General features: G+C 40.3%; 11 protein-coding genes. 5 read left to right on the forward strand and 6 right to left on the reverse strand.

All coding sequences use genetic code 11. The features are described 5' to 3' along the window. Positions 1 to 23 precede the first annotated feature (23 nt). Together H7U19_RS08810 and H7U19_RS08815 are read right to left on the reverse strand one after the other, a co-directional pair. On the reverse strand, positions 24 to 1526 hold the full coding sequence (locus H7U19_RS08810; RefSeq protein ID WP_186561434.1) for a GH3 auxin-responsive promoter family protein: 1503 nt from the start codon (positions 1524 to 1526) through the stop codon (positions 24 to 26). Next, a complete protein-coding gene (locus H7U19_RS08815) occupies positions 1527 to 2390 on the reverse strand; it encodes a M23 family metallopeptidase (RefSeq protein ID WP_186561436.1) in 864 nt (287 codons plus the stop codon). A gap of 131 nt (positions 2391 to 2521) precedes the next feature. On the opposite strand from H7U19_RS08815, the gene tatA reads away from it, so the two are divergent. Beyond that, the gene (gene tatA, locus H7U19_RS08820; protein ID WP_186561438.1) at positions 2522 to 2704 is read left to right on the forward strand and encodes a twin-arginine translocase TatA/TatE family subunit; all 183 of its coding nucleotides are present in this window, start codon (positions 2522 to 2524) and stop codon (positions 2702 to 2704) included. Between the two features lie 101 nt (positions 2705 to 2805). Here the strand turns inward: tatA and H7U19_RS08825 are convergent, their stop codons facing one another. Beyond that, positions 2806 to 4704 carry a cation:proton antiporter gene (locus tag H7U19_RS08825; RefSeq protein ID WP_186561440.1) on the reverse strand — a complete coding sequence of 633 codons (1899 nt, stop codon included), beginning with the start codon at positions 4702 to 4704 and terminating at the stop codon, positions 2806 to 2808. Positions 4705 to 4948: 244 nt separating this feature from the next. Between H7U19_RS08825 and H7U19_RS08830 the strand changes: the two genes are divergently transcribed. From H7U19_RS08830 to H7U19_RS08840, 3 genes are all read left to right on the forward strand, one after another. Beyond that, complete coding sequence (locus tag H7U19_RS08830) at positions 4949 to 5809, forward strand: MBL fold metallo-hydrolase (RefSeq protein ID WP_186561442.1); 861 nt, start codon at positions 4949 to 4951, stop codon at positions 5807 to 5809. Between the two features lie 24 nt (positions 5810 to 5833). Continuing rightward, on the forward strand, positions 5834 to 7441 hold the full coding sequence (locus H7U19_RS08835) for a S8 family peptidase (RefSeq protein ID WP_186561444.1): 1608 nt from the start codon (positions 5834 to 5836) through the stop codon (positions 7439 to 7441). A 78-nt stretch (positions 7442 to 7519) separates the two neighbouring features. Further along, on the forward strand, positions 7520 to 9376 hold the full coding sequence (locus tag H7U19_RS08840; RefSeq protein ID WP_186561446.1) for a M1 family metallopeptidase: 1857 nt from the start codon (positions 7520 to 7522) through the stop codon (positions 9374 to 9376). Between the two features lie 469 nt (positions 9377 to 9845). On the opposite strand, the gene H7U19_RS08845 is transcribed toward H7U19_RS08840, so the two are convergent. Together H7U19_RS08845 and H7U19_RS08850 are read right to left on the reverse strand one after the other, a co-directional pair. Beyond that, the gene (locus tag H7U19_RS08845; RefSeq protein ID WP_186561448.1) at positions 9846 to 11156 is read right to left on the reverse strand and encodes an enolase C-terminal domain-like protein; all 1311 of its coding nucleotides are present in this window, start codon (positions 11154 to 11156) and stop codon (positions 9846 to 9848) included. A 178-nt stretch (positions 11157 to 11334) separates the two neighbouring features. Further along, a complete protein-coding gene (locus tag H7U19_RS08850; protein ID WP_186561450.1) occupies positions 11335 to 12018 on the reverse strand; it encodes a hypothetical protein in 684 nt (227 codons plus the stop codon). Positions 12019 to 12094: 76 nt separating this feature from the next. On the opposite strand from H7U19_RS08850, the gene H7U19_RS08855 reads away from it, so the two are divergent. Then, the gene (locus tag H7U19_RS08855) at positions 12095 to 13018 is read left to right on the forward strand and encodes an SPFH domain-containing protein (RefSeq protein WP_186561452.1); all 924 of its coding nucleotides are present in this window, start codon (positions 12095 to 12097) and stop codon (positions 13016 to 13018) included. A gap of 53 nt (positions 13019 to 13071) precedes the next feature. Here H7U19_RS08855 and H7U19_RS08860 read toward each other — a convergent pair whose 3' ends face one another. Further along, on the reverse strand, positions 13072 to 13443 hold the full coding sequence (locus tag H7U19_RS08860) for a hypothetical protein (protein WP_186561454.1): 372 nt from the start codon (positions 13441 to 13443) through the stop codon (positions 13072 to 13074). Between the last annotated feature and the right edge of the window lie 41 nt (positions 13444 to 13484).

Here is a 13484-nt window from a genome sequence, read left to right on the forward strand (position 1 = left end):
TGCTAGCGGATGCAAATGTAATACTATTTTGTGGAAGATAAGTGAGAAAATGCCTCAACTATTTTTCTGTCATTCGACAGCCTAGGTATTTTGTTCTGGCCACCCAATTTCCCGATGGTTTTCATGTAGTCCTTAAATCCTCCCTTTTGTACTTTTTTGATTTTCAATGGTTGCAATACCTTTCCAGAAATTAAATCGAAATAATAAGTGTTTTGGGTTTGCAGGGATTCATCAATTTTTTTGGCGAAAGACGACATATCTTTTGGTTCATTTTCAAACTCAATAAACCATTCGTGGTATGGCAATCCATTGTCGGGGGTAATTTGCGGAGCTACCGTAAATTCGGTGACACTGACATCGGTATCCTTTATAGCGTCCTGCATAGCTTGTTCTACTTCTTTACCAATCACGTGTTCGCCGAATGCTGAAATAAAATGTTTTATTCTTCCGGAAACAATAATTTTGTAAGGTTTAATTGAAGTAAATTCCACAGTATCCCCTACATTATAGGCCCAAAGCCCCGCATTCGTTGAAATAATCATCACATAGTTTACCCCAACCTCAACGTCCTTAATTGTAATGCGTTTTGGGTTTTCATTAAAAAACTCATCAGCTTTAACAAACTCATAGAAAATGCCCGAATCCAATTGCAACAGCATACCTTTATCGTTCTGTTTATCCTGAAAGGCAAAAAAGCCCTCACTCGCAGGATATAACTCAATGCTGTCCACTTTTCGGCCAATTAAATTTTCAAATTTTGCGCGATACGGTTCATAATTTACACCCCCATAAATAAAAAGGTTAAAATTTTTGAAAATATCGCCTACTTTTTTGCCCATTTTTTCCTGTAGCTTTTCAAAGTACATCTGTACCCACGACGGAATGCCCGCTATTACCGTCATATCCTCGTTTAAAGTTTCGTCAACAATGCTATTTACCTTGGTTTCCCAGTCTTCAATGCAGTTAGTTTCCCAAGAGGGCAATCGATTACTTTGAAGATATTTAGGCACATAATGGGCGGAAATACCTGAAAGACGTCCAATATAAATGCCATTCTTTTTGGTCATTTCGGGGCTTCCCTGCAAAAAGATCATTTTCCCGTCCACAAACTTCGTATTGCCAGTTTCATTTATGTAGAGCAAAATAGCATTTCGCGAGGCTTTCACCTGCGCCTCAATAGACGGTTTGGTTATGGGGATGTATTTTACTCCCGAAGTAGTGCCAGAAGTTTTCGCAAAATAGAGCGGTTTGCCCTTCCAAAGGATGTCCTTTTCACCTTTCACCACGCGTTCCACATAAGGCTTTATCCCTTCGTAATCCCGTATTGGCACATACTTTACAAAATCTTTGTGCGAACGTATTTTGGTGAAATTATGGTCATTTCCAAAAACAGTTTTTGCGCCTTTTTTGATGATATCCTCAAATACCTTCTCTTGTGTTTTAATAGGATTATTGGCCCACTTTTGAATTTTGTTGTAAATGCGTTTTGCAAATGGTTTAGCCAGTGCTGATTTTATCGAAATCATTTATTCAAAATCTATAAAATTAGTGGGGTTGATGGGGTAGCCATCACTCCAAAGTTCAAAATGCAGGTGTGGTCCGGTAGAAAACTCGCCCGTATCTCCAGAGGTAGCGATTACTTCGCCCGCTTTAACCAAATCTCCTTGGGATTTGGTAAGTGTGGCGTTGTGCTTGTATATTGAAATCAACCCGTAACTGTGTTCCAAGATGATAACATATCCCGTGCCCGCAGTCCATTCCGAAAAAACTACAATACCATCAGCAGTTGCCTTTACCGGCGTATCTTCGGCCACCGCGATATCGACTGCGTAATGCTTGTCCTTAATGTTGTAGGGTTCGCTAATAGTGCCTGTTACAGGTGGAAACAATACGAAGTTAGCCACCGAAGTTGCCGATTCAAACAGATTGTATTTGTCTTCTTTATCCACCTTTGCGCGCAATAAGGAATCTTCTTTTGTTGGATTTAAGTCAACCTTACCAATCTCAAGTTTTGTGGCTTGAATGATGGAATCCCTGTTGAGGTTCTCCGAACCAACATCTCCTCTAAGTACGCTTTTTATTGAACTGAAATACAGCTCGTTCATGGCCAAAACCTGTTGCAATGAATCGGTTTTAAAACTCAAATCCGTGGCCTTCTTTTTCAATGAAGTGGACGAATAACCGGGAATATATTCCTTCAAGGGGGTGTAAGCAATAAGAAGAATTGTGAAGCACACTAAAACGATGCTAGATAAAGTAACGACCACAAAAACATTCAACCGAGTCAATTTAATGGACAATCGTTCCTCAAACGTGTTTTCGTTCAGGATGACCAAGCGGTATTTGTCCAGCAATCTTCTTTTTATCCGTTTCGGTTTTTTTTCGCTCATAATGGTTTGCTAAAATAAATAAAATTATCGCAAGCCATTGTTTTTATATATTACCTAATCGATGCGATATCCTGTTAAAAAACGACATTTTTCAACTTTAATTATTAACTTTGTAATCTAAATACGATATTATGAGTTTATTTATGTTGCCATTGGCCATAGGGGCGCCCCAGATCATTTTAATTGTGGTGGTGGTGCTACTTTTGTTCGGTGGTAGAAAAATTCCAGAATTGATGAGAGGCCTTGGAAGCGGTATTAAAGAATTTAAAAATGCCAGTAAGGACGAGGACGCCGAAAAAGATAACGCTAAATAGTTGAAAATCTTTATAAAATTGAAAACCAACATTGACCATGTTGGTTTTTTTTTGTGTTTTAAAAGACCGTCAGAGCTATGGCTTCAACAGACACATCTTCACTAGTCAATAGCTTTAGAAACTTTAATCTCCAAAACTGGTATATCCCTTTTGCCCATAGCTTTGCCCATATATACCAATTTAAAGCCTTCATCAATGGTATTAATTGGCTTATTGAATGCTGGAATAATCTCCAAAAATCCTTTTTTGTCCTTTACCAAAAGTGGGATAATTTCATCATCATTATTTGTTATCTCTATTAAGTCTTCAAAGTGTTGATCGTTTTTGATGCCGACTTCATAAATTCTAGGGTATTTACGTGCTACTTCCGAAAAGGAATTAAAACCGTCCGTTAGAGAAAATAAACCTTCTTCATTTTCGATTTCTCCCTTTTCTAATTCATCGGCCATCAATAGCCTATAATAACCGCTTTCGCCAAACTGATCTTGAAATCTATTGATGGCATAATTGTTTATGTCCTTGCTACCGGTCAATGCCATCAAAAATCCCACGTCATTCAATTCAATATTGTTGCTCAATTCTTCGGAATAAATATCTGTATTAATGGCCTCCAAACGGCGTTCTTGGGCTAATTGTATGTTGGTCTGATTGGTATCAATAAGTACCACATGTCTTCCGTTATTTTCCAAATACTCGCCAATCAATCTTGAGAATTGCGAGGCACCAACAATCAAAATCCCCTCAGACCGTTTAAGAAACACGCCTACAATCTTTGCAAACAAACGAGCCGTTGTAGCGTTGAGCAATACTGTACCCAAAACTATCATAAACACCAACGGGGTGATGTATTCTGCGCCTTCAACGCCCCTGCTCAAAAGTTTACTCCCGAAAAGTGAAGCAATACCAGCCGCAACAATACCCCGGGGGCCTACCCAACTGATAAATACTTTCTCTCGTATTCTCAATTTAGAACCAAAAGTACTTGCAAAAACCGCAATAGGCCGCACCAAAAAAACCACCAACGCAAAAAGCAAGGCCGTTTTCCAAGTATAGAGCAGTTCCATATCCTTCATATCGATATTGGCTGCAAGCAAAATGAAAAGTATAGAAATCAACAAAACACTTAAGGACTCCTTAAAATATAACAGTTCCTTGATGTTGCTCAATTTACTATTTCCTAAAACCATCCCCATAACCACTACGGCCAAAAGCCCCGATTCGTGGGCAAAAACTTCTGACTCCACAAATACGAGCAAAACAGTGGATAGGGACACCACATTCAAAAGGTAATGTGGTATCAATTTTTTATTTACGGCAAATGCTAGGGCGTGTGCAAAAGTAAACCCAAATGTAGTGCCGAAAAGTACTATTTTGCCAAATTCAATCAAGGCTGTTTTTGTGTAGCCACTGTCGCCTCCAACACTGATGAACTCAAATACCAAGACCGCCACCAATGCCCCAATAGGGTCAATCAAAATCCCTTCCCACTTCAATACGGTGGATATGTCCTTTTTGAGCGGAATGTTTCTTAATATGGGTGTGATTACGGTTGGTCCTGTAACAATGATCAACGCGGAAAACAAAAACGAAAGCTCCCAGCTGAGATCAAAAATAAAATGGGCCAACAATCCACCACCAAAAAAGGTAATCGCCGAGCCTAGAGTAATCAATTTTGTTATTACAGGTCCTAAACTTTTTATTTCGGAACGCTTAAGGGTCAAGCCTCCTTCAAAAAGAATAATAGCAATGGCAAGGGAAACAAAATTATACAGACCGTCACCAGGGAAAAGTCCCCTTTTAACCGTTTCTCCATCCCGGGCTATACCCACATTCCATACAGGTTCAATCCACTTTACGCCGCCTTCGCTCAAATATTCCGCTGCAATGGGGCCTACCAAAAGACCAATTAAAATCAAAGGTAAAATTGCGGGAATCTTAAGTTTCCAGGCCACCCATTGGGCCAAAATTCCGAGAATGATAATACCTGCCAGTTCTAACATATGTCAGTTTTATTAAATACGAATTTAATCAAAAAGCAGTAATGTGGTAAAAATATATTTCTAGTGCCCACATACATTTCGACTAACTCCTGTCAGTTCGGTTTTTTTAATCTGGTTTTTTAAGTTGCTCCAATGCCCGATAATTGCCGCTTTGCCTTTTAAATAATGACCCTTTCAAGATATTTCTTAATAAATTCATAAGTAGAATGGGGATATTCTTCATATTTCGTAATTTCGCAACCCTATGAAGTTATACCCCATTAATTCTGGCAACTTTAAACTGGACGGAGGCGCCATGTTTGGCGTGGTACCAAAATCCTTATGGAGCAGGACCAATCCAGCTGATAGCAAAAATATGATCGATATAGCGGCGCGTTGTCTTCTGATCGAAGACGGTAGCAGATTAATATTGATAGATACGGGGATGGGCAACAAACAATCCGACAAGTTTTTTGGTTACTATTATTTATGGGGCGACGACACTTTAAATTCGTCTTTGAGCAATTATGGATTTCATCCCAATGACATCACTGACGTGTTTTTGACCCATTTGCATTTTGATCATTGCGGTGGGGCGATTCAATGGAATTCGGATAGAACAGGCTACGAACCAGCCTTCAAGAATGCCAAATTTTGGAGCAACGACAATCATTGGCAATGGGCTACAAAGCCTAATGCTCGTGAAAAAGCATCCTTTCTAAAAGAAAATATTTTACCCATAGAAGAAAGTGGGCAGTTGGAGTTTACCTCTGTTTCCGACAGGAAAATATCGAAAGATTCGTTATTGGGCTTTGATATTTTTTATGCCGATGGACATACTGAAAAACAAATGATTCCGATGATTCATTATATGGATAAAACCATTTGCTTTATGGCAGATTTGTTGCCTACGGTGGGGCACATTCCCCTACCCTATATTATGGGTTACGATATGAGGCCATTATTAACTTTAGATGAAAAAAACGAGTTTTTGAATTTGGCCGCAGACAATAACTACTATCTATTTTTGGAGCATGATGCCCACAATGAAATCATCACTGTAAAACATACAGAAAAAGGGGTGCGCTTGAACCAGATTTACTCCTGTAACGATATATTTAATTAAAAATGACTAATTCTAATACATAAAATGAGAGCAATTAAACATCTGACATTATTGATTTTGGCAACTGTATTTTTGTATGGTTGCGGTGGGGTTTCGGACATCGTTTCTACACCTCCTGAAAATATTGATTCCATTCCGCTGAAAGTTTCGGAATTGACCGAAGCCGAAAAGCACAACTGGGGGCACTTGGATTTAATAGCAGACACCATTCCAGGAATGAGCGTTGATAAAGCTTATGCCGAGCTTATCAAAAATAGAAAAGGTAAAAAAGTGATTGTAGCCGTCATTGATTCCGGTATTGATATTGACCACGAGGATTTGGACGATGTGATTTGGACCAATAGTGATGAAAAGCCGGGCAATGGTAAGGATGATGATAATAATGGCTATATCGACGATGTTCATGGATGGAATTTCTTGGGAGATGCATATGATGAACAATTGGAATTGACTCGGATATTGGCCAGTGGCAATACCAGCCATCCTGACTATGCCCGTGCTCAAGCAGAATTTGATACGGAATATAAAAAGTGGACCGATAGAAAAACACGTTATGATCAGATTCACCAACAGGTTAAAAATGCCCATGAAACCTTGGTGAAGCACTTCGGTAAAGAGGATTATACTGCAAAAGAAGTTGCGGCGATAAAATCTGAGGACGAAGCCTTGAACCAGGCCAAGCAAATTGCACAATACATGTTCAGCAACGATTTGGAATCCCTCAATGAAGCTATTAAAGAAATTGAGGACGGTTTAAAAACCATCAACGACCGTTTAAACTATCACTTAAATAAAGACTTTCGTGGCCGAAAAACTGGCGATGACCCCGAAAATATAAACGAAAAATTCTACGGCAATGGTAATGTAAAGCATTCTGAAAAGGGTGAAAGCCACGGTACGCACGTTGCTGGAATTATTGCAGCTGAGCGCAACAACGGCAAAGGGGCCAATGGTGTAGCCAATAATGTTGAGATCATGTCTATTCGTGCAGTTCCAAATGGCGATGAATATGATAAGGATGTGGCCTTGGCCATCCGTTATGCTGTGGACAATGGGGCTTCTGTCATCAACGGAAGTTTTGGTAAAAGCTTTTCGCCACATAGCGATTGGGTGCGCGATGCTATTGCTTACGCAGCAAAAAACGATGTGGTTTTTGTGCATGCCGCCGGTAACGACAGTAAAAATGTAGATACCGAGCCTAACTTCCCAGACGATAATATTAATGGTAAGGAAATCTCTGATACCTATATCCGTGTGGGTGCGTTGGCTCCAAAATACGGTTCAGGGCTTTTGGCTTCTTTTTCTAACTACGGAAAGCAGAATGTCGATGTCTTTGCCCCAGGGGCTCAAGTTTACTCCACAACTCCTGAAAACGAATATGACACCAAAGGCGGAACTTCAATGGCCGCGCCTGCAGTGGCAGGGGTAGCGGCATTGCTTCGTTCTTATTTTCCGAGTTTGAAAGCTTCCCAGGTGAAGCAAATCATAATGGATTCTGGTTTGGAAATCAAAACCAAAGTGGTTGTTGGTGGCAATACCGATGACGTACAGCCTTATGCCGATATCGTAAAATCGGGTAAAATCGTAAATGCCTACAATGCCATGATTATGGCCGCAAAACTTTCCAAATAAAACATTGTATTTTTGGGGTTGTTCTAAAGGAGATATTTCTTTTAGGGCAACCTCAATTTCATTTTATTCTTATTTCATATGACACGATTTCTGTGTATTCTTGGCATTATGGCCTTGTTCGTTTCTTGTAATAGCTCCAAAGACGTTGTTCGAACCCCATCCGCGCCTGAGGCGCCACTGGCGCCAAAACCTCAAGCAACTTCAACTGCAGGGTATTGGCAACAACATGTGGACTATAAAATGGAAATCGATATGGATGTTGATAGCTTTAGCTACAAGGGAAAACAGGAATTGGTCTATACCAATAATTCCCCAGATGTTTTGGACAAGGTGTTTTATCACTTGTATTTTAACGCGTTTCAACCAGGAAGTGAAATGGACGTGCGATCGCGAACCATTCCAGATCCTGACGGCAGGGTTGGAGATAGAATCAGCAAACTTAAACCTGATGAAATTGGGTATATCAAAGTAAATTCTCTAAAACAAAACGGCGCAGATATCAGCTACGAAACTGTAGGAACCGTTTTGGAGGTGGCTTTAGGGAAACCCATTCAGCCAGGCGAAAGCGCCACCTTTCATATGGATTTTGACGCACAAGTACCTGTTCAAATTCGTCGCTCAGGGCGAAATAATAAAGAAGGTGTGGCTTTATCTATGGCACAATGGTACCCAAAATTGGCCGAATACGACTTTGAAGGTTGGCATGCCCACCCCTATATTGGAAGAGAGTTCCATGGGGTTTGGGGCAATTTTGATGTGAAAATCAGTATTGATAAAGATTATACTCTTGGTGGCACGGGCTATTTACAAAACCCCAACGAGATTGGTCATGGTTATGAAACCATGCCGGTAAAACCTTCATCTAAAAAGAAACTGACTTGGCATTTTAAAGCACCAAACGTGCATGATTTTACTTGGGCGGCGGATCCCAATTATATCCATGATACGGCTCAGGTGCCAAATGGCCCGGTTTTGCACTTTTTATATAAAAATAGCATGCCACAGGAAAAGTTGGACAACTGGAAAAAACTGCAGCCCAAAGCTATCGAATTGATGCAGTTTTTAAGTGCCAATATCGGCACTTATCCTTATAAGCAATATTCAGTCATCCAAGGTGGCGATGGCGGTATGGAGTATGGTATGTGTACACTTATAGCTGGAGAGGGGGATTTTAGTGGCCTATTTGGTGTTACCGCCCACGAAATGGCCCACAGCTGGTTTCAGTTTGTATTGGCCACCAACGAGTCTACAAACTACTGGATGGATGAAGGGTTTACGGAATATTTTGGCGAATTGGCCGAATGCCACATTTTTGACAAACCTTTTGAAAAGCCCACAAAGCGCGTATATGACATCTATTTCTATTACGAAAAATCAGGCACAGAACAACCCATGACCACTCATGCCGATCGTTTTCATTACAATCGTTCTTCCGCTATTTCTGCCTATTACAAAGGCTATTTGTTTTTGAATCAATTAAGATATATCATCGGGCAAGACCATTTTGATTCAACAATGAAATCGTACTTCGATACATGGGCATTTAAGCACCCCACTCCCGTTGATTTTATAAGGGTAGCCGAAAAAACCTCCGGGTTGGAATTGGATTGGTACCTCCAGGACTGGACCCGAACCGTTAATACCATTGATTATGGTGTAAAATTGGTGGAGGGCAACAGCATCACTTTAGAGCGGATCGGCCTAATGCCGATGCCTATTGATTTGACCGTAACTTATGCCGACGGCACTACCGAAGATCTTTATATCCCCTTGCAGATGATGCGGGGCGAAAAACCAACCTCAGCCACCACCATTAAGGATTGGGCTTGGGCCTATCCTACCTATACGTTTGAAACAAACAAAGCCATCAAATCCGTTGAGATTGATCCAAAGGGCTTTATGGCGGATGTGGACAGAAGCAATAATGTGAAATAGAGCGTTAGCAAAATACGCTTTCGTGCCATTTTTTATTTCGTGATAATTTTCTGTAAACTTTAGTGTGCGGAAATCATGGGTTGATCATACTTAGAAACAAATCTTTTGTAAAAACTTGATACCTTTTTAGAGGTTCAATACACTGATATAAAGAAGAAAAATAACTTTAATGTATGGCTGATATAAACACCATTGAGGTTTAACCCAAATTGGCAGTAATACAAAGTTATGACCAGAAAGAAAACTTCTGCTGAAACAGAATCTAAAGCTCCATAAAGTCAAACAGAAGATGAGCATGAAGATTGGGTTACGCTTTTGAGCTCTGAAGGTATTGCATAAATGGAACGTGAATTGAAGAGAATACCTCTTCTCTAATTATGCCTTATTGGTTTTCATAATCTAATTCATTAGTTATGGAAAGATATAAAAAGGGGGAGCGATGCTATTTATGACTATCCAAAAAACCTAATTACCAAATGGTCACCTTCTTATGTGTTTTAATGTAGTCCGGGTCGATTACGATTCCCAATCCAGAACCAGTGGGAACCTTTATTATTCCGTCTTCGCTTGAGAAGGGCTCAGTCTTGCTTTCTATCGGTATCGAATTCCTGTTGCCATCCTTGGTGGCGAAAAGTTTAAACTCGTGATACTTGCCGGCATTCGGACAAGCTGATACGAAATGTAGCATATACAAAAAGCCCAGTCCCCCCGTCGTCATATGTGGAACAATCGGTCTTCCGACTACCTCTGCCATCCTAGCAACCTGCATCGATCGAATCAATCCTCCGAAATACATATTATCCGGCTGATAAATATCAAATGCATCGTTGGCTATTAGCCAACGAAAAGCACGCATCCGGAATTCTTCCTCTCCTCCCGCCATCTTAATATTGAGGGCTTTAGCTACTTCGACCTGCTCATCATACCAGTCCCACGGCACCGGCTCCTCATAAAAATAATAATTGTATTCTTCCAGTATCCGCCCGATTCTGATAGCCTCCTTCGGAGAATAGGACCCATTTCCATCAAGCATCAATACCATATCGTCTCCAAATCTTTCGCGCGTCATTTTAATAAGTTTTTCCGTCTGTCCGGGAGCATTGTCTGCATCCGTACCTAACTGGTTACCAACACCACCCCTAATCTTGATGGCTTTGGCCTTGCTCTCCTCATGGTCTAATGCAACCAAATCCAGCGATTCTTCTGGTGTCATCTTACGCAGTTCTTTGTATCTAGACCCTTGATATATAGATACATAAGGATTATGAATATCTCCAATAAGCTGACCTATAGGCTTTCCAGAAAGATTGCCCATCATGTCTAAAATGGCCAGTTCGAGGGTTGCGATATGAACATTCTTAGGCACTCCACAGCTTTTAGCGCCAGGTTCTGCAAGCTTAAATATGAGCTGATCCAGATTACGAGCGTCCTTACCAACACATTGGTCTATGAATTGCCTCATAACAGGCCAGCTATGACGGCTAATATTAGGATGTCCCACGGAAATCCCTTCGGCTCCTTCCGAAGATCTTACACGGCAGAGAAAGTTATTGCGATCCTTAAGGAAATCTATACTTTCAATGACTACAGGAGAGGAGAATAATTCCCTCTTAAACACCGGTTTTTTTAATGCTTCATCCAAGGCTACGTATCTTTCCTTGCCATTTGGCGATAATCCCTGTGATGTTTTTGGGTTAGCACAGGAACTAAAAGGCATAGCTGTGGTGGCCAGCCCACCAGCGATAGAATTCGAAATAAACTTACGTCTGCTGATTTTCATAGTTTAGTTGTTTTAGTCCTATAAAAATAAAAAAAATGCCATTGATAAATGTATGAAGGGGATTCTCAATGATGAGCCATAGCTTAATCTCACCTTGATCGCTAGTTGTTTGTAAAATGGGGTATTAAAATTTCAATTAATCTACCAAAGCAGGTAAAAACACATGTGGATTTAGGCTCTAAAACATCACCACAGCCCCCAAAACCAGCATACTTTGATTGCCTTTAAATCGGGCATCACCTCCCAAAGTGTCCAAGCCTTCTCTTTCCAACTTGTTTAAAATATTGGTAAAGCCATAAATGTACTGGGCCTTTAGCTTAAAGTTTTTAATACCTGCGGATGCACCCACAACACCGTTAAAATTAAATTGGGAAATATTAGTGATTTCCTGTGCCGACAACCTGATGTAGTTTTGGACGTAATAGCCTTCTTGGCCGTCGTCCTTAAATTCCAGTTCACCATTGTATTGCACCATTGGGCCAACATCAATGGTAAAGTGGTTCTTTACGACCTTAATGTGCATCAACATCGCTACCTGCGCAGCAAACATTTTATAGTTGATGAATTCCTCCTGCGTACTCACCAGTGCCGGCCTTCCTAAAATATCAATATTGTTTTCGGAGAGTTGCATGCCAAAACTGATGTTATACCATCGTAACGGAATATCCACTGTTGCCGAAATGCCGCCCAAAAAACCATTGGCTTTTGAAGTGGTAAAATTATCGGTAGAAATATCAAATTGGGTGAGGCCGCCAAAGATGCTAAACCCATTGGTAACAGGGTAATTACCACGTTGTGCCCTGGAGCTTGTAACAAAACTAAGGGAAATGGCTACTAATAGGATAAGTTGTATCTTTTTCATGTGATTTTTAGGGGTCTGTGCGCAAATATAACTTAAATTAGTAATCCGATATTTTAAACCGTTAAAAAACATTGATATGAGTTTCTTCGTTATTCCATTTATTTTTCTGGGGTTAATCATTTTAATCTCGTCCTTCTTTATAGTAAAACAACAAACTGCCGCAATTATTGAACGCTTTGGAAGATTTCAAAGTATCCGTCATTCTGGCCTACAGCTAAAAATTCCTTTAGTAGACCGAATTGCAGGGAAGTTAAGCCTTAAAATACAGCAATTGGATGTCATTATTGAAACTAAAACTTTGGATGATGTGTTTGTGCGCCTAAAGGTGTCCGTGCAGTATAAAGTTATCCGAGATAAAGTATATGATGCGTTTTATAAACTGGATTATCCACATGACCAAATTACCTCTTATGTATTTGACGTGGTGCGTGCAGAGGTGCCAAAAATGAAGCTGGATGATGTGTTTGTTAGAAAAGATGATATCGCTATAGCGGTAAAGGCTGAATTAAACGATGCCATGATGGATTATGGATATGACATCATTAAAACGCTGGTTACAGACATTGACCCAGACGCTCAGGTAAAAGAGGCCATGAACCGCATTAATGCTTCGGAACGCGAAAAGATTGCCGCCCAGTTTGAAGGAGATGCACAGCGTATTTTAATTGTTGAAAAGGCAAAAGCCGAAGCCGAAAGTAAGCGTTTACAAGGGCAAGGTATAGCTGATCAGCGACGAGAAATTGCGCGCGGACTGGAAGAGTCGGTCGAAGTATTGAACCGAGTTGGCATTAATAGCCAAGAGGCTTCTGCACTTATTGTAGTGACACAACATTACGATACCTTGCAGGCACTGGGCGAGGAAACCAATAGTAATTTGATTTTACTGCCCAATGCACCACAAGCTGGAAGCAATATGTTAAATGATATGGTAGCCAGTTTTACGGCCAGTAACCAAATTGGTGAGGCCATGAAAAGTGCAAATAAAAAGACGGACAAGTAACTATCCGTAAATACAAATTGAAAAAGCCCCAAAAACAGGGGCTTTTATTATCTTTAGTCGTTAACAACTACTTTATCCGAAGCTTTGTTTTTTCGATATTTAGCAACTTTTGTATTGCCATCTTCGGATTCCTTTTGCCAAGGCTTGTAATTTTTAAATGCTGGCCCTCTTAATTTCATGCGCTCAGAATTTGAAGCCACTTGGGTGTATTTCTTTTCGGAATCATTTTGCCAAGGCTTGTAATTCTTATAAGCTGGGCCTTTCAATTGTGTGTGGTTGCTTACAGTGTAAGCTGTTGCTGGCTCAGCTTTATGTTGCCAAGGTTTATAATTCTTGTACGCTGGGCCCTTAAGATCTTTTCTCTGCTGTGCAAATGCTCCAACAGCTATAAAAACTAATGCTAAAGTAAAAATTAGGTTTTTCATAACGCTTCCATATTTTGATTTATGTAAAAATAGCACCATTA

It is taken from the genome of Hyunsoonleella aquatilis (genome assembly GCF_014270105.1).
Taxonomy (GTDB): Bacteria; Bacteroidota; Bacteroidia; order Flavobacteriales; family Flavobacteriaceae; genus Jejuia; species Jejuia aquatilis.